General features: G+C 32.7%; 21 protein-coding genes. 18 read left to right on the top strand and 3 right to left on the bottom strand.

Annotation, left to right across the window (positions count from 1 at the left end; all coding sequences use genetic code 11):
• Positions 1-9: 9 nt before the first annotated feature.
• On the bottom strand, positions 10-960 hold the full coding sequence (locus EDC42_RS04095; RefSeq protein ID WP_233144870.1) for a helix-turn-helix domain-containing protein: 951 nt from the start codon (positions 958-960) through the stop codon (positions 10-12).
• A gap of 84 nt (positions 961-1,044) precedes the next feature.
• Here EDC42_RS04095 and hisA point away from each other — a divergent pair, with 84 nt between their 5' ends.
• The 5 genes from hisA to pyrI are packed head-to-tail and all read left to right on the top strand — an operon-like array spanning position 1,045 to position 4,277.
• Entirely contained in the window at positions 1,045-1,782 is a 738-nt protein-coding gene (gene hisA, locus EDC42_RS04090) for a 1-(5-phosphoribosyl)-5-[(5-phosphoribosylamino)methylideneamino]imidazole-4-carboxamide isomerase (RefSeq protein WP_069574454.1), read from the top strand.
• Position 1,783: 1 nt separating this feature from the next.
• The gene (locus EDC42_RS04085; RefSeq protein WP_083234840.1) at positions 1,784-2,239 is read left to right on the top strand and encodes an adenylyltransferase/cytidyltransferase family protein; all 456 of its coding nucleotides are present in this window, start codon (positions 1,784-1,786) and stop codon (positions 2,237-2,239) included.
• Positions 2,240-2,255: 16 nt separating this feature from the next.
• Positions 2,256-3,278: an N-acetyl-gamma-glutamyl-phosphate reductase gene (gene argC, locus EDC42_RS04080; RefSeq protein WP_069574453.1), complete on the top strand. Its 1,023-nt coding sequence runs from the start codon at positions 2,256-2,258 to the stop codon at positions 3,276-3,278.
• 22 nt (positions 3,279-3,300) lie between these two features.
• Positions 3,301-3,795, top strand: coding sequence for a flavodoxin family protein (locus EDC42_RS04075; RefSeq protein ID WP_069574452.1), 495 nt, complete (start codon positions 3,301-3,303; stop codon positions 3,793-3,795).
• 5 nt (positions 3,796-3,800) lie between these two features.
• Positions 3,801-4,277 carry an aspartate carbamoyltransferase regulatory subunit gene (pyrI, locus tag EDC42_RS04070; protein WP_069574451.1) on the top strand — a complete coding sequence of 159 codons (477 nt, stop codon included), beginning with the start codon at positions 3,801-3,803 and terminating at the stop codon, positions 4,275-4,277.
• A 4-nt stretch (positions 4,278-4,281) separates the two neighbouring features.
• Here the strand turns inward: pyrI and EDC42_RS04065 are convergent, their stop codons facing one another.
• Positions 4,282-5,487: a GMC family oxidoreductase N-terminal domain-containing protein gene (locus tag EDC42_RS04065; protein WP_069574450.1), complete on the bottom strand. Its 1,206-nt coding sequence runs from the start codon at positions 5,485-5,487 to the stop codon at positions 4,282-4,284.
• A 173-nt stretch (positions 5,488-5,660) separates the two neighbouring features.
• Between EDC42_RS04065 and EDC42_RS04060 the strand changes: the two genes are divergently transcribed.
• The 13 genes from EDC42_RS04060 (at position 5,661) to EDC42_RS04010 (ending at position 14,466) form a co-directional block, all read left to right on the top strand.
• Positions 5,661-7,031 (top strand): TldD/PmbA family protein, encoded by a 1,371-nt coding sequence (locus EDC42_RS04060; protein WP_069574449.1) that lies wholly within the window; start codon positions 5,661-5,663, stop codon positions 7,029-7,031.
• Entirely contained in the window at positions 7,031-7,588 is a 558-nt protein-coding gene (locus tag EDC42_RS04055; RefSeq protein WP_069574448.1) for a TIGR00296 family protein, read from the top strand. The genes EDC42_RS04060 and EDC42_RS04055 overlap by 1 nt, the downstream gene beginning before the upstream one ends.
• A 93-nt stretch (positions 7,589-7,681) precedes the next feature.
• On the top strand, positions 7,682-8,797 hold the full coding sequence (locus EDC42_RS04050; RefSeq protein ID WP_069574447.1) for a tyrosine-type recombinase/integrase: 1,116 nt from the start codon (positions 7,682-7,684) through the stop codon (positions 8,795-8,797).
• 894 nt (positions 8,798-9,691) lie between these two features.
• Positions 9,692-9,850, top strand: a complete 159-nt coding sequence (locus EDC42_RS09455) for a hypothetical protein (RefSeq protein WP_158005580.1) — start codon at positions 9,692-9,694, stop codon at positions 9,848-9,850.
• Between the two features lie 150 nt (positions 9,851-10,000).
• Positions 10,001-10,300, top strand: a complete 300-nt coding sequence (locus EDC42_RS04045; RefSeq protein WP_069574446.1) for a hypothetical protein — start codon at positions 10,001-10,003, stop codon at positions 10,298-10,300.
• Position 10,301: 1 nt separating this feature from the next.
• The gene (locus EDC42_RS04040) at positions 10,302-10,523 is read left to right on the top strand and encodes a hypothetical protein (protein WP_069574445.1); all 222 of its coding nucleotides are present in this window, start codon (positions 10,302-10,304) and stop codon (positions 10,521-10,523) included.
• Positions 10,520-10,654 carry a hypothetical protein gene (locus tag EDC42_RS09710; protein ID WP_255360563.1) on the top strand — a complete coding sequence of 45 codons (135 nt, stop codon included), beginning with the start codon at positions 10,520-10,522 and terminating at the stop codon, positions 10,652-10,654. The genes EDC42_RS04040 and EDC42_RS09710 overlap by 4 nt, the downstream gene beginning before the upstream one ends.
• Positions 10,655-10,666: 12 nt before the next feature.
• Positions 10,667-11,215, top strand: a complete 549-nt coding sequence (locus EDC42_RS04035; RefSeq protein WP_069574444.1) for a hypothetical protein — start codon at positions 10,667-10,669, stop codon at positions 11,213-11,215.
• Positions 11,216-11,248: 33 nt separating this feature from the next.
• Positions 11,249-11,749: a hypothetical protein gene (locus EDC42_RS04030; RefSeq protein ID WP_069574443.1), complete on the top strand. Its 501-nt coding sequence runs from the start codon at positions 11,249-11,251 to the stop codon at positions 11,747-11,749.
• Positions 11,750-11,758: 9 nt separating this feature from the next.
• Positions 11,759-12,439 (top strand): hypothetical protein, encoded by a 681-nt coding sequence (locus tag EDC42_RS04025; RefSeq protein WP_069574442.1) that lies wholly within the window; start codon positions 11,759-11,761, stop codon positions 12,437-12,439.
• A gap of 14 nt (positions 12,440-12,453) precedes the next feature.
• Complete coding sequence (locus EDC42_RS04020) at positions 12,454-12,876, top strand: hypothetical protein (RefSeq protein WP_069574441.1); 423 nt, start codon at positions 12,454-12,456, stop codon at positions 12,874-12,876.
• Between the two features lie 344 nt (positions 12,877-13,220).
• Complete coding sequence (locus tag EDC42_RS04015; RefSeq protein WP_123833394.1) at positions 13,221-13,775, top strand: hypothetical protein; 555 nt, start codon at positions 13,221-13,223, stop codon at positions 13,773-13,775.
• 274 nt (positions 13,776-14,049) lie between these two features.
• Positions 14,050-14,466, top strand: a complete 417-nt coding sequence (locus EDC42_RS04010) for a hypothetical protein (RefSeq protein WP_069574439.1) — start codon at positions 14,050-14,052, stop codon at positions 14,464-14,466.
• Positions 14,467-14,486: 20 nt separating this feature from the next.
• Here the strand turns inward: EDC42_RS04010 and EDC42_RS04005 are convergent, their stop codons facing one another.
• Complete coding sequence (locus tag EDC42_RS04005) at positions 14,487-15,473, bottom strand: hypothetical protein (protein ID WP_233144869.1); 987 nt, start codon at positions 15,471-15,473, stop codon at positions 14,487-14,489.
• Positions 15,474-15,478 lie beyond the last annotated feature (5 nt).

The following is a 15,478-nucleotide window of genomic DNA, read 5'->3' as shown; positions in this document are numbered from 1 at the left end:
AGACATTAATTAATTTTTATATTTTGAAGGTGCACAGCCAACATACTCCCTAAAAGCCTGACTAAATTTAGAATGAGAAGAATAACCAACAATTTTTGAAATTTCACTAATAGAATAATGGCCTTCCTCAATCAGATGACAAGCATAATCCAATCTATACTCCTTTCTCCATTTAAATATAGGTTTTCCATAAATTTCCTTAAAACAATTTTTTAAAGTGGTTTTACTCATGCCATATTTATTTGCAAGCTGATCAATGGTTATTTTAGTTTCCAGATTCTCAGTCAAATCGTTTTTCACACTTTCAATAATTTTAACCTGTTTTTTAGAAAGAGAAAACGATTCTGTTTTAGTAAAATTAGTAATTGAAAAAAATAATAACAATTCCAAACATTTTAACTTATAATAAGATTGTTTAATTCTCTCATCAACATCATACAGCTCACCAATTACATGATCAATTTTTTCATTAGCTCTCAGCAATACAAACCCATTATTTTTCTCCAATGTTTCATAAAATTCAATCAAATCAAAATCAGGAACATAATCTTTAATGTATTCATCAGCCATATCCACATCAATGAAAATCTCCAATCCTTCATAATAACCTAATGGAAACTCCGATAATGATTTCGTTAAATCATAAATGCTAACACATAAATCTCCACGTCCAAAGTAAATTATTTTATCATCACCGACAGCATATGCATATCTGCCCCTAGCACAATGATTAATTTCAAGCAATCTAGACTCCATTTTTTCTTCAATGAAAACATCTTCCACGTTTTCAATATTCACATCAATATAAGCAAGAATAATACCCGGAAATAACGAATAAGTTTCCATTTTTCCATATTTTGAGTTTTCACCCAACTCAATAATCGTTTTATCATCATACTCTTTTATTGAAAATTCAGATTTTAACACAACATCAAATAATTCATAGAGTTTCTCATTCATACCTATCAGTATATAATCAATACATATAAAACATTTTAAAACAAAAAGGTAAATCATAATAAAAGTTTACAGGAAAAAATCCAAATGTCATTTAAAAAAGATGAAATGTTAATCATGCCTGCAGTTGACATTAAAAATGGAAAATGTGTACAACTTGTTCAAGGCGAACCTGGAAGTGAAATGGTAGAATTAGAAAATCCTGAACTTGTTGCAAAACATTGGGAAGATTTAGGAGCCCGTAATATTCATGTTATTGACTTAGATGGAACAATTAATGGTATTGCTAGTTTGGACACTATTGAAAAAATCCTAAATGAAATCAGCATTCCAATTCAGCTTGGTGGTGGAATTAGAAGCTTGGACTATGCTCGTCAGTTATTAAACCTTGATATTGAAAGATTAATAATTGGAACAATGGGCATTCAACACCCAGAAACTATTACTGAATTATCTGATGAGTATGGATCAGATAGAATAATGATTTCACTTGACAGTAAAGACAATAAGGTAGTTATTAAAGGATGGCGGGAAAAAATTGATAAAAGTCCGGTTGAACTTTCATCTGAATTTAAAGAATATGGAGCTGGAAGTATCTTATTTACAAATGTTGATGTTGAAGGACTTTTAGGCGGATTTTACACAGATCCTGTAGTTGAGCTTAAAGAATCTGTTGATATTCCTATTGTTTATTCAGGAGGAATTACAACAATAGATGATATTAAAAAATTAAATGAAAGCGGTGTGGACGGCATAGTAATTGGTTCTGCACTTTATAAAGATAAAATTGATTTAACTGAAGCTTTAAAATATCAAAAGAGGTAATTTGATGAAAGTAATGGCGACCGGAACATTCGATATACTCCATCCAGGACATGTATTATTCCTCAAAAAGGCTAAGGAATTAGGTGGAGAAGATGCTGTTCTTGCAGTTGTAATAGCTAGAGATTCAACTGTTGAAAAAAGAAAAAGAACACCAATAATACCCCAAGAACAAAGACTTGAGATGATTAAAAGTCTTAAACCTGTTGATGAAGCCTATCTTGGACATGCTGGAGACATGTTTAAAATCGTTGAAGAAATTAAACCTGACATTATCGCAATAGGTTCCGATCAAGACCACAATGTTGATAAATTACAAGAATCCCTAGACAAAAGAGGAATTAATGCTAAAGCTATGCGTGTTGAGGATTATATGTTTGGAGAACTTGACAGCACTTGTAAAATTATTAAAAGAATCAAACACACAGATTTTAAAGATAAAACTGGAGAATTATACTAATTAGGAGATTATTAAAATGAAAAATGTAGCAATCGTAGGAGCAAGCGGATATACCGGAGGAGAGCTTTTAAGAATGCTTAGTGTGCATCCGGAAGTTGAAGTGACTGAGATTACATCAAGAAAATTGGACGGACAGCCGGTTCATAAAACCCATCCCCATATCAGAGATACAGGATTAGTATTTAAAGACAAGAAACCATCTGATATAGATGCTGATGTAATCTTTACTGCAACTCCCCATGGCGCATCAATGAAAATTGTTCCAGAACTTTTAGAAACTGGCGCTAAAGTAGTTGATTTAAGTGGAGATTACAGATATCGCAATACTGAAGTTTATGAAAAATGGTACGGAATGAAACATACTGATAAAAAAAATAAAGGTGCTTTTGGACTTCCTGAATTATACAGAGATGAAATTGAAAAAGCTAATTTGGTATCAAATCCAGGATGCTTCCCAACCGGTGCAATTTTATCATCATATCCTCTTGTTAAAAATGATTTGGTTGAAAAAATTGTCATTGATTCAAAATCTGGAGTTAGTGGAGCTGGTGTAACCCCTTCCGGAACTACACATTATCCGAATATTGCAGACAATGTAAATCCATATAAAATTTCTGCACATAGGCACACATCAGAGATTCAGCAAGAATTACATGGATTTGATGATGTTAAAGTTTCATTTACCCCTCATTTAGTACCAGTCAATAGAGGAATTCAAACTACAAGTCACAGTTTCTTAAAAGAAGAACATCTGGACATTACTCCTGATGAAATCAGATCATTATATGAAGAAGAATACGGAGACGAGTACTTTATTAAACTTATGGATGAAGGTGAAATTCCGCATTTAAGTTCAGTTAGAGGATCTAACTTTGTACATATCGGAGGGTTTGAGATTGATGAAACTGGTAGAATCGTAATGTTATCCTGTATTGATAACCTTGTGAAAGGCGCATCAGGTCAAGCTATTCAAAATATGAATATTGTTCTTGGCCTTAAAGAACAATTAGGGTTACAACATTTAGGTATTTATCCTTGAATAAACTGAGGAGAAAAAAAACATGGCTACACTAATAATTTATTATTCGCAAAGTGGGAAAACTGAATTAGTAGCTCATACTTTAGCAAAAAATCTAAGAGCAAATGTATTAAGAATTCAAGATTTGAAAAATCGAAATGGATTTAAAAATAAATTCATTGCATCAATTAGTGCATTTAGGGAAAGTAAAACAGATATTACTCCTGCAAGAGTTGATTTAACCGATTATGATACAATCATCTTTGGAACACCTACATGGGCAGGAAATCCAACTCCTGCAATTTTAACAATAATAGACAGGTGTAATTTAACTGGAAAAGATGTTATTTTATTTGCTACTATGGACGGCAGTCGTGGAGATACAAATATCGAAAGACTTGAAGAAAAAGTAAAAATGCGTGGAGCAAGAGTAATTGAAAGTTTCACCATTGCAACTAAAGATAAAGATTCTGAAAAATTAATTACAGACACTGAAGCAGTTATTGAAATGAAAGATTTAAAAATGTATACAAGGTAGATTAAATGGCTAACAACAAATCCGAATTAAAAATCAAAGCTATTGAGAATGGTACTGTTATCGACCATATTACAGCCAATAAAACATTGCACATCCTTAAAATATTAGGTCTTCCGGACAATGAAACAAAAAATATCACTGTAGCTATGAATGTGTCTTCCAAAGAACTTGGTAGAAAAGACATTCTAAAAATTGAAAATAGGGAATTGGGCCATGAAGAACTTAATCAAGTTGCTTTAATTGCCCCGGAAGCTACAATTAATATTATTAGGGATTTTAAACCTATTAAAAAAAATAAGATTGTACTGCCCAAAAAGATTACATCAATCATTAAGTGTACAAATCCAAAATGCATTACTAACTATGAAAATGAACCAATAACCACAATTTTTAATGTTGTTACTGAAAATCCTCCTGTAGTCAGATGTCACTATTGTGAAAAATTAATAAAAACAGAAGATATTTATAAACAATTTGAATAATCTTCTAATTCTTTAAATAGTCCGCTAATCTTTTAGATAATGCAAGTATTGTTAATATTGGAGGTTTACCGGGAGATATTGGCAATACACTTGCATCACAGACAAATAAATTGTCAATTTCTGTTTCCAAATTACTGTTTACTATTTCACCAATTTTTGCAGTTCCCCCAGGATGTGCTCCCCTATACACCGTTGAACCAATAGTGTTTGGATCAACACCAGCACGTTCTAGAACAAAACCTGCAGTTGCAGTTCCTTCAGCCAGATATCTTATATCCTGAATGGTATTGATTTTAACAACATCACCATCGTCGGTTACATAGCCTTTACATTCATCAGAGGTTTTTACCATTATACTAAGGATATCATTTTCAGTTACTGAATCATCATCAATGTTTCCCGGAATAAATGAGGAATAATGAGGTGCCAGAACAAAATTTTTACCTATTATAAGACCTGCCATTTGTACTTCACTATTGAAGTTAACATCTTTTAAGTATCCTCCAACACTTACAAATGGATCAAAGAATATTTCACGGCCCGCTTTGGAAATTCCGGATTTTCTTAAAATTAAAGTTGAACCAATTGCACCAGCAGACAATACAACCTTATCAGCCTTTATGATTTCTTCTTTACCATCTTTAATATATTTTACACCATATACAACACCATCATTACTTGTTACTTCACGAACATCAGCTTCACAAATCAGTGCTGCACCATATTCAACTGCTTCATCGATGAAATCTTTTCCAGAAAATTTAGCATCAACAGGACAACCGAATGCGCATTTTCCACATTGAATACATTCTTCTTCCCTAATTGCTTTTGGCATTTTCATTGTTTGAAGGCCAAGTTCATTACCTGCATCTAAAAATGCCTTAGTGCCTTTTCCAATATGAGAATCATCAATAGGATGTACATTAATCAAATCTTCAACATATTCATAGGCATCAGATAAATCAATATCATAATCCAATAATTCATCATCAAGTGCCCTTACCATGTTCGACATGGATACAATTGTTGAACCGCCAATGCAAGTAGTTGTGAGTAAATCAACATCACCAGAATACGTATCATAATAATTAAATGCATCTTTTGAATGTATGTATGGTCCTTTTTCCAAAATTGTTACATCAATACCTTCTTTTGCAATTTCACGGGCCAATATTCCTCCACCAGCACCAGTTCCTACAATAACAATCATAACATCACCATCAAATAGTTTATATAAAGTACTATATTATCTTTTATAATATAACAATTGTTAAATTATATTTTATAATATAAAAAACTTGTTAAATTATAGTCATAAATATAAAAAACTTTTATTTAATATGTAATTCATAAGTAATAATGATTAATCTTTTGAGTGATAAAATGGAAGAATATATTGATTTATTCGAAAAAGTTATTGCAAAAACAAGCTCACAAATTGACTACATTGACATCAGAGCAGGAATTGGAGACAACACTTCAATATTAATGAAAGATGGAAATGTAGATGAAATTAACACCGGAATGAGCTTAGCAGCAAGAGTAAGAGTGTTAAACAATGGAGCATGGGGTTTTGCATACACAACAGATTTATCTAAAATAAATGAAATAACAGATACAGCTATCAGATTTTCAAACTCATTAAAAGGAGACGTCGAACTAAGTGAAACAGACATTATTAAAGATAAAATATCAGTTGACGTTAAAATTCCATTTAGTGATATTTCTATTGAAGAAAAAAAAGACATTATGAAGCAAGCAAATGACGCTGCAATTATCGATAAAGTCAACAGCACCACTGTAAGTTATGGAGACAGTGAAGTCAATGAATTGTTCATGAGCAGTGAAGGTAGTGAAATCCAAGTAAAAACAAGTAGAGTAAGAATGGCTTTAAATGCATCTGCAACAAATGGTGAAATAATCCAATTTGGACATGGTAGTCTCGGAGGAGTTAAAGGATTTGAAGCAATATCTGATAAAGACCTGGAAGAATTTGGAAGAACTATTGGTCAGAAAGCTGTTAGATTACTCGATGCAAAACCTGCACCTTCTGGAAACTTTCCAGTAATAGCAGATCCTGAATTAACTGGTGTTTTAGTCCATGAAGCATTAGGACATGCAGTTGAAGGGGATTTAATCTTACAAAATGATTCTATCCTTAAAGATAAAATGGGTTGTCAAATTGCATCAGACATTGTCAATATTTTTGATGATGCAAGTCTGAAAGAAGGATTTGGATATTATCCATATGATGTTGAAGGAGTGAAGACTTCACCAAATCAATTAGTTAAAGATGGAAAATTGGTTTCACTTTTAAATTCAAGAGAAACATCATCTAAATTAAATATGAAATCTTCAGGAAATGCAAGATCATTAATTGCAGACCAGCCAATTGTAAGAATGAGCAATACATATCTACAGCCTAGAGACAATAGCTTTGAAGAATTGCTGGAAGACATTCAAGACGGAATTTATCTTAAAGGTTCAAGAGGAGGTCAAGTGGATACCGGTAAAGGCATCTTCCAATTTAATGCTGCTGAAGGTTATTTAATTAAAGATGGTGAAATTACAACACCTTTAAGAGATGTTTCACTATCCGGCAACATATTAGAAACATTGAAAAACATAGATGCTGTCGGAAATGACTTTAAATTAAGTGTTGGATTCTGTGGAAAAGATGGTCAGACTGCACCTGTAGGTGATGGTGGACCCCATACAAGAATTTTAAATGCACTTGTTGGAGGAATGGGATAATGATTAGTGATAAAGCAGGACAATACTTAGTTAAATTAGCTGGAAATGCGATCAGACAATATTTAGAAACTGGTGAAAAAATTAAAAAAAGTGAAGACTACCCAATTGAATTGGATGAAAAATTAGGTGTCTTTGTAACATTGAACAAAAACAGTAATCTGAGAGGTTGTATCGGATATGCCGAACCAATTATGAGTGCAATTGAAGCTACAATAGATGTGGCTATTGCAGCTGCAGTTAACGATCCACGATTTCCCCAAGTTAGTTTAGATGAATTAGAAACACTTGATTTGGAAGTAACCGTGCTTACAAAACCTGAATTAATTCCAGTAGCACATTATAACCAGTACTTTGATGAAATTGAAATTGGCAGAGATGGTTTAATCATTCAGAAAGGTTATTCAAGAGGTTTATTGTTACCTCAAGTAGCAACTGAAAATCGATTTAGTGTAGAAGACTTTTTAGAACACACCTGCATGAAAGCAGGAATTAGTACTGATAGCTGGATGGATGAAAGCTGTGATGTCTATAAATTCCAGGGACAAATATTTAAATAGCAATTAAATGATGATACCATCGGAAATATCAATTACTTATCAAATGCTCTCCCACTCTACCTTTTATAATATCAAATTATAAAAGTGTTAAGTATGGATAACGAGCTACTTGAAAATATATTTATAACAAACAACTATTCACACGAAACACGAAAAGTGAATAGGTCAGTAATGAAGAAGTATTGTGAATTCAATGGTATGAGCCTTCAGGAACTGCTTGATGAAGCGGAAAAAGAAGAAGCAGACAATGTCAAATGGAAACACCGCCGTGTTAAAACAAAATTGCTTAAATACAGACAATTCCTTTTAGACAACTATTCTATAAACACAGTCAGAATACATATGTCTGCCGTCTCAAAATTTTACAGATTTTATGACATCGAAATCAATCCTCTACCAAGATTGAACATGAAAGCTGTGAAAAAACCAACATCAATCTATTATAAAGATTTGCCTGATAAGGAAATTATAAGGGAAGCTTTAGCAATTTCCCCACCCGTTATGAAAGCTATAATATTGTTTTCTTGCTCAAGCGGTTGTGCCAGAGCTGAAACATTGAGTCTGACAATTCAGGACTATATCGATGCCTTATCAGAATATCTGCCGAACAAAAGAATGGACATCTATCAGATAATCGATTATTTGAATGACAATGACAATGTGATACCTACCTTTAACCTCAGGAGAATTAAAACAAACAAGTATTACACTACTTACTGCAGTCCTGAAGCTGTTAAAGCCATCAATGCATATATTCTGACAAGGACTGACAATGTAACTCCCGAAAGTCAATTATTCAAAATGTATGAATCTTATTTCATTGGATATTTCCAAAGAATCAATGATGAACTTGGCCTTGGTAGAGTAGGACATTACAGCAGATTCAGAAGCCATATGCTTAGGAAATTCCATGCTTCAGCATTGTACAATGACGGCATGAGTTTGGATAACGTGAATGATTTGCAGGGAAAGGCCAAAAACAAGACCGACCAGGCTTACTTCATGATCAATCCTGACGATTTGAAATATGAATATATCAAGCATCTGCCTGCCATTACAATAAATACTGATGTTGAAAAACTGTCCATCAAATCTCCGGAATATATGCAGATGGAAAAGGAAAATAATGAATATAAACAAAAAGTTGAAAGAATGGAAGCTAATATAGCTAACATCATGGAACGTCTGGGCCAGGAGGAAGCAAAATAGCTTTATTGAATTTGGTGGAAATTATACTTTCCACTATCTTTTCTTATTTTTTCCTAAACAGCATAAAAACATTATTATGCTATTTTTATTATTAACTGAAAATTAAATAACTATTTTTGATTATATAAAGCATATTAACAATAACTTATGATATAAAAGTGATTTTGAGAAATAATTTTAAATCAGTGCAATTGGTTGAAACCATCATCAAATTTCAATGACAAATTGCAATTATGATTTTATACATTTGATATTTTCTGACTGTCAATCTTGATTCAATGTTTAGAGAATTTTGGAAAAACACATGCCTTATCTTCAAGTATAACATTGTAATAAATGAACGATTAAGCCAAAAATAGAAAACAAAATGTTTATATACACAAAATAACAGACTATGATTAGCCATTACGAAGTGAGAACAATTTTTATGAGTGAGAACAATTTTTCACACTCGTACAACTTTTCTTTTGTGAGGGCTGAAAATCAATATCTGGAGGTAAAATATCAAGAAAATAACAGAAAAAAAAGATTATTAAAAAAGGATTATAAAAAAATAATTTTATTTGAATAACGAGCTAATAAATATTATTTTTAATTATAATCCTAAGGGGTCAGGTAAGAAAAATAAAAATAATTAGACACGTCGCGAAACAATGTTAAAAATTAATACTTTTCAAAACTTAACCCAATTTCTAGTTTATTTTAAGGAATATATAAACATTTGTAAATTAAAAAAGCAGTGTTTATCTTGTACTAAATATTCGGTAAAGAATTGAAAACTATTTTTAACCACGTACTATTTTTATTTTCAAAGACTTCTGACTCCTATTGAATTTTAGATTGTTGATCATTTACACCCACATAATGATGGGAAAACATAGGAGAAGAAAAACAATGTGTGAAGTAATAAAACCTAGGATGAATGAAATAATAATTTTCAATAACTTCAGGGCACTTGAAGAAGTCATTGCAGAAATTCAGGAAACTGAAAACATACGCAATGAAAGGGAATTCTTCCAGTCATACAAAATCAAGATAATGAAACTTGATTAACACCAGAGACGATGAACTAAAAATTATAACAGGAGTCTAAAATCATGTTAGAACAAGAAGTAAACGGGAAAACACATGTCTTAGTCCCAAAAGATATATGGGACGATATAATGGCAATGTTCAATGAACATTTGAATAAAGGTGAATAGAATGGACAGCTATTTGCCAGATTGCGGAATCGAACATAATCAGTTCGAAGACAACTACCACGGCATCCTTACCCACAGCGGTGAGATCAAAGTTGCCAAAGGTGATGTTGAACAGGAAATCCTCTACATTGACGATGACGGTATCGTATTGGTGGACGGCGGCAAAAAGGCATACCAGACACTAATCCATACCAAGCTATTGGCACTGATTCAATATGCAAAAGCGGGAGATATCGGACTCATCAAGTTCATAAGAGGAGAGGCTTTCATTGTCGGATTCAGGAAAAAAAGGAGTGACTGAAATGGAAAGTACACTTCTTGAAATGCAGCAAAAACTTACTGACGGATACTGCATCGGTTTTCACTATGCAAATGAAGGCATTCATTTTCTGCTTTCAAAATCAGATGAGTTCCATTTGCTGAACGAAAACACAATAGCAATCCACAGGAAAAACGGAACAATCCAAATAATCAACCTGAACTTCATCAGTGAAATTCGCATCATAAGGAAGTCATACAGATGAGCAAACCAGCAAGATTATATCCGAAAAAAGAAATGAAGTTGAATCCAAAAGTGATTTGGATTGGAAGCATAATATTTGCCATAGCTATCGGATGGTTTGGAATAACAATCTCAAGCTTTGGAACATTATAAAAGGTGATAAGAATGGTAAAAGCCGAATTAATAGAAAATCCACAGGAAACAGAAATAGTCAAAGTCGATACCGTCCCTGATGTTGATGTTGCAATTGAGCAATGGGACGCATATCAGAGACTATGCAAAGGATTATTGAATGACAATGACTATCAGGAAATAATTGTTAAGGAAAAAGATGAAAACGGAAACTACGTTAAAGTGAAAAGACACTTCAAGAAAAAGTCAGCATGGCAGAAACTCTCCCGTGCATTCAATGTCGATACCGAAATAGTGGACCGTGACATTGAAAGAACAAAAATGGGAAGAGTCAGAGAAGCATATTACTGCGTTAGAGCATCACTTCCAAATGGCCGCAGCGTTGAATCAGATGCATTATGCTCAAGGTCCGAGAAAGGAAAGGACAAAGTTTCAGACCATACCATAATGTCAACTGCAAAGACACGTGCTACAAACCGTGCAATAGCTGAACTCATTGGAGCAGGAGAAGTGTCAGCAGAAGAAATGTCAGCTGAAAAGATTGCAGGACAATCAAAATTTCTAAAAGAGGACAATAGCTAGTTCCTCTTTTAATATTTTTAGGAGAGAATTAAAATGAGCTTTGAAAACAGCAAACAAACAATATTTACAGGTACACAATTGGATTATGAAGAAATTGTAGAAATTCCGGAAGGATATGAAAAAGCAGAATTAAAAGACTTTGAAGATGGAACCCTAATAAGAGGCAGACCAGAAATGGCTTCAGTTTCATCATTTACCTTTGACGATGATGGCGAAGAAAAAACAGTGAACAGATTCAAATTATACATCTTTCAGGATGCAGACAAAATATATGTTGAAATCAATGTTAATCTTAAAAATGATGGAGATATCCACAAAAACGTCAGGAAAGGAAGCGTATTATTTGATTTTTTAACCAGTATTCTTGAATTGGAAAATGCAGGTTCAGTTGGCAAATCCAATATTCTAAGAAATGTTGATCTTTCCGAATATCGTGAATTCGTAAACAGATTAAGTGAAATGACAATTCAAGTCAAAGAAAGATCAGGAACATACACATTCTACAGTTTCATTGTGAGGGACGTTCAGGTATAGGTAATTAAAATGAGTGAAGGAAGTTCAGCCATACAAATCAAAAAAGCTATCGGTAATGTCTATAAACCAGATTATGAGTTTACATACTTTAAAAACATAATCAGTGCTTTCTATTTGCAGGGTACCGACCCAGAAGTTGTAGAAAAAATTCTTACTGAATTATACAACCAACTTCCTTCTCATGAGAAAACATTAGATGAAATCATCAAACTCTTCGAAGACATTTATTTGGGTGATGAAAATCCAAACAGTGGGATAAAAGGCATTGAAAGATTCATTTCAGATAAATATGATAAAAAGACCAGCATTTTGGTAGGGCGTGAATTGAATAGGGCAATCATACCATATGATACCAATAAGATTTACAAACTCCAAACTGGCTCCAACAAATATATCGTTATGGACTACAGGAACAATGAAGTCACTACACAGACAATCGAATGGAAAAAAGGAAATGAAGTGGCCGATTACACCAGAGTACTGTTCTGCTATCCCATGCGGATTACAATACATGACAATCCGATAAGTGAAGCCGGAATAACCTTCAGCATCGAATGGAGAACAACAGATGGAGGGCATTTCCATACCAAAGATATGAACATCGTTGAAATTGAACATTATCTCATTGAACACGGTTATGTCCTATCACGTTACCAATCCAAAGATGTTGTTCCCGGCTTGATTCAATAGCTATTGAAAACAATTTGGCAATAATCAAAAACGAAATAGAAACTCCTGGTTTCTACTATAACGATGAAAGCAAAAGCCTGACAATAGTTGAATTTGAATTAAGAGAAGCCGACATTAACAAAATGAATAATGCATTGGACTTGATTGAGGACTTGAGAAATTATTTCATCGGTCAGGAAGGAAAGCTGGCAACAACCCTAAAGCATGCAATGATAGTTCCTTTCGGATTTGCCAAAAAGCAGATGGGATTGCCGTTGGAAAACTTAATTCCATATATATATTCCATTTCGGAAAGGGCGGAAGCGGTAAGACTACCCTTGCCCGTATTGGAGCATACTTTTACGGCGAACCTGATAGCGAAACTGATATTGGAGGATCTGAATTCGATACCATTCCAAGAATCGGTGCTCAAATATCCAAATCCACATTCGGATTAATCATCAATGAACCTGTTGGCGTGTTCAATTGCAAAAGCTGCACGGAGACATTGAAAACATGTGTGGAAAGAACAAATGCAAGACGCAGATATGAAGGAAGGAACTTAGCTATTATCCTTGCCTTATCTACCTTGTCTTTTACATCCAACAGCCCGTTGCCCAATGTCGAAGGTTTGACAAGAAGATTTGTTCAGCTAATGTATACTCACAGTGAGAAAAAAACAGATGATGAGAAAAGGGAATTTATGGAGCATTTCCAAATGGACTCTCCCAAAGATTGTCTGTTTCATCATTTGAAGTATCTTGCGGACTTTGTGGTGAATGAAATTAACGAGGATATAGAATTGTTGAGACTGCCTTGGCAGGAACTAAGCAATCAACTGATTAAAAGAGCATATGCCCAATGTGAACGTGAATGTCCTGATTGGCTGTTGACATTTGCCGAATCAGTAACCCCTGAAGATCTGGACGATGAAGAAATAGAATATCTGAGAATGTTTTTCATTGACGAGATTAACAAGCACAACAAAAGCATTAAGGTCTATTCGGCAGAAGACGGATATCCGATAAAATATCACGACTATTTCACAGATTCTGTTAAAGACTCAAATGACTTCTATGAACGTGTCTTTAACATTATCAATGAGCGCCTAGTTCCTTATATGGTGCTGCATCATGGCCGTGATGGTCTTGACTATGTCTGCTTTACAAGCGGACTTAAAAAGGCATTGAAGAATGCTAATGAAGTGTGCTATGATGTGAAGGGAATTGCTGAATTGTTAGGTTGGGAATACAAATCCGTTAAAATACCTAAATCTACAAAAGTTATGGTTGTTAGGTTTGATAAGTTTTTAACATTCCTATATCCCAACTTAAGTGAAAAGGAGGTCAATAAATAAAGTAACTTGTGAGGTAACTTTTGGTAACTTGAGGTAACCTGAGACCCAAGTTACCTCACCAAAAAAATTTAAAGGATTTTAAACAGTTTATTTTTTGATTAAAGCTATTAAAATTCATTTAATTTTTTAACATTCTGAGGTAACCTGACACCCCCGGGGAGGGGGCCTATAGTAGTGAAAAATACTTGTGTTTGCTAAGTTACTGGGTTACCAAGTTACCTTATTTTGATAAGTTACCAGGTTACTGGGTTACTTTGGAAGCGAGCTGATAAATATGTTTAGATGTGGCTGTTATCCAAATCATGAAATCTGCAAAAACAAAAACACATGCGAATTTTGGATACCATTAAATCAAAAACTCAAACAATTAAATCAACAGATATCTTATGAGTTGAAAATATTAGAAAGTCTAAATCAAAGAAAAAGAGACTACTTCAGAATTCTATCTGAAATTCAACAGGGAAGATATACTGAAATAGTAGCTATTGACGGAAGATTAAAAAGAGTACCAAAAAAGAATGCAAGAGGCGAATCTATATTAAAACCAGATGATGTACAGGTCGGATTGAATTTTAATGTTATATCTAAAGAGATAACTGACACAGAAACAATAATTCATGAATTAAGAATTAGAGAAAAGAATATATTAAAAATATTAAAAAAACAATATTGGACAATAGCTTGTAAATAAAAAATCTTTCATATAATCAGTTAAATAGTTTTTTTCAGAAAATAATCTATTAAATCATAATTCCAATAAAAATAACTGTTTATTAGTGACATGAACATTTCTTTTGGTATATTTTTATCTACACGAAAGATTTTCACTTCTTTTCCAATATCATTTATTTCGTTGTTATTAATTGTGTATTTGCATCTTTTTTTAAATGAATTTTTATTATAAATTTTTATTGATCCATCGCAATGTATAAATCTCCCACTATCTTTTTCAAAAATTGCATGGAAATATCGACTCCCTCTTAAATTTATTAAATCTTCTGAAGGTAATTCTTCACAAGTAAATACTACTCTATTATTTTTTCTAGGTTTCCACATATATTCAGTTAATTCCCCAGTTTTATAATTTCTAAATTGGCCTTTATCAACAGTTTTTAAATCTCGAATTTTATTCCAGTTCAATGGCTTTGAAAATACAGTACTTTTTTGACAAATTAATGAAAAATTTTTTAAAAAGGGATCGACACGAATTTTTAAATCAACATCATCTAAATTAAGTTTATTCAGTTCTTGTGAAATCCAATAAGATGAATTAAAAGCATTAATAGGTAAACATAATCCATATCTATTTCCGTTAATAATTATCGAATCATAAACTTTTGAAAATTTATCCACTTTAATTAAATTTTCTTTATCATAAAAGTTTTCAAACTCTTTTCTATCATAGGGCTCATTTTTTAACAATGCCTCTAATCTATCTTCAAATATTGAGTTAGCAAGCAATTCTCCAAATAGTAATATTTTTGAATAGATTATTTTGTTTTTTATTTTCCGATTCAAAAAATTTATTCGTTCTTCATGTTTTTTGTAATATGTTAGAACTTCTTGTTCTTTTATAGCATCTAAATCATATTTTAAATCTTCATGAGCAGGATGATTTTCGTTAAGATAGATATCTTCTAAATGCATCCAAGGAGTTAAAACATCATGTATAAAATATTTTTTTAATTTATATTCCATAATAT

The organism is Methanobrevibacter gottschalkii DSM 11977, assembly GCF_003814835.1.
Taxonomy (GTDB): domain Archaea; phylum Methanobacteriota; class Methanobacteria; order Methanobacteriales; family Methanobacteriaceae; genus Methanocatella; species Methanocatella gottschalkii.
This window is presented reverse-complemented; position numbering and strand designations above follow the sequence as displayed.

Bases quoted from the DNA above. Each gene is read 5' to 3' on its own strand.
- EDC42_RS04095 (WP_233144870.1), bottom strand. From the start codon at position 960: ATGAATGAGAAACTCTATGAATTATTTGATGTTGTGTTAAAATCTGAA.
- hisA (WP_069574454.1), top strand. From the start codon at position 1,045: ATGTCATTTAAAAAAGATGAAATGTTAATCATGCCTGCAGTTGACATT.
- argC (WP_069574453.1), top strand. From the start codon at position 2,256: ATGAAAAATGTAGCAATCGTAGGAGCAAGCGGATATACCGGAGGAGAG.
- EDC42_RS04075 (WP_069574452.1), top strand. From the start codon at position 3,301: ATGGCTACACTAATAATTTATTATTCGCAAAGTGGGAAAACTGAATTA.
- pyrI (WP_069574451.1), top strand. From the start codon at position 3,801: ATGGCTAACAACAAATCCGAATTAAAAATCAAAGCTATTGAGAATGGT.
- EDC42_RS04065 (WP_069574450.1), bottom strand. From the start codon at position 5,487: ATGATTGTTATTGTAGGAACTGGTGCTGGTGGAGGAATATTGGCCCGT.
- EDC42_RS04060 (WP_069574449.1), top strand. From the start codon at position 5,661: ATGGAAGAATATATTGATTTATTCGAAAAAGTTATTGCAAAAACAAGC.
- EDC42_RS04055 (WP_069574448.1), top strand. From the start codon at position 7,031: ATGATTAGTGATAAAGCAGGACAATACTTAGTTAAATTAGCTGGAAAT.
- EDC42_RS04050 (WP_069574447.1), top strand. From the start codon at position 7,682: ATGGATAACGAGCTACTTGAAAATATATTTATAACAAACAACTATTCA.
- EDC42_RS09455 (WP_158005580.1), top strand. From the start codon at position 9,692: ATGTGTGAAGTAATAAAACCTAGGATGAATGAAATAATAATTTTCAAT.
- EDC42_RS04045 (WP_069574446.1), top strand. From the start codon at position 10,001: ATGGACAGCTATTTGCCAGATTGCGGAATCGAACATAATCAGTTCGAA.
- EDC42_RS04040 (WP_069574445.1), top strand. From the start codon at position 10,302: ATGGAAAGTACACTTCTTGAAATGCAGCAAAAACTTACTGACGGATAC.
- EDC42_RS09710 (WP_255360563.1), top strand. From the start codon at position 10,520: ATGAGCAAACCAGCAAGATTATATCCGAAAAAAGAAATGAAGTTGAAT.
- EDC42_RS04035 (WP_069574444.1), top strand. From the start codon at position 10,667: ATGGTAAAAGCCGAATTAATAGAAAATCCACAGGAAACAGAAATAGTC.
- EDC42_RS04030 (WP_069574443.1), top strand. From the start codon at position 11,249: ATGAGCTTTGAAAACAGCAAACAAACAATATTTACAGGTACACAATTG.
- EDC42_RS04025 (WP_069574442.1), top strand. From the start codon at position 11,759: ATGAGTGAAGGAAGTTCAGCCATACAAATCAAAAAAGCTATCGGTAAT.
- EDC42_RS04010 (WP_069574439.1), top strand. From the start codon at position 14,050: ATGTTTAGATGTGGCTGTTATCCAAATCATGAAATCTGCAAAAACAAA.
- EDC42_RS04005 (WP_233144869.1), bottom strand. From the start codon at position 15,473: ATGGAATATAAATTAAAAAAATATTTTATACATGATGTTTTAACTCCT.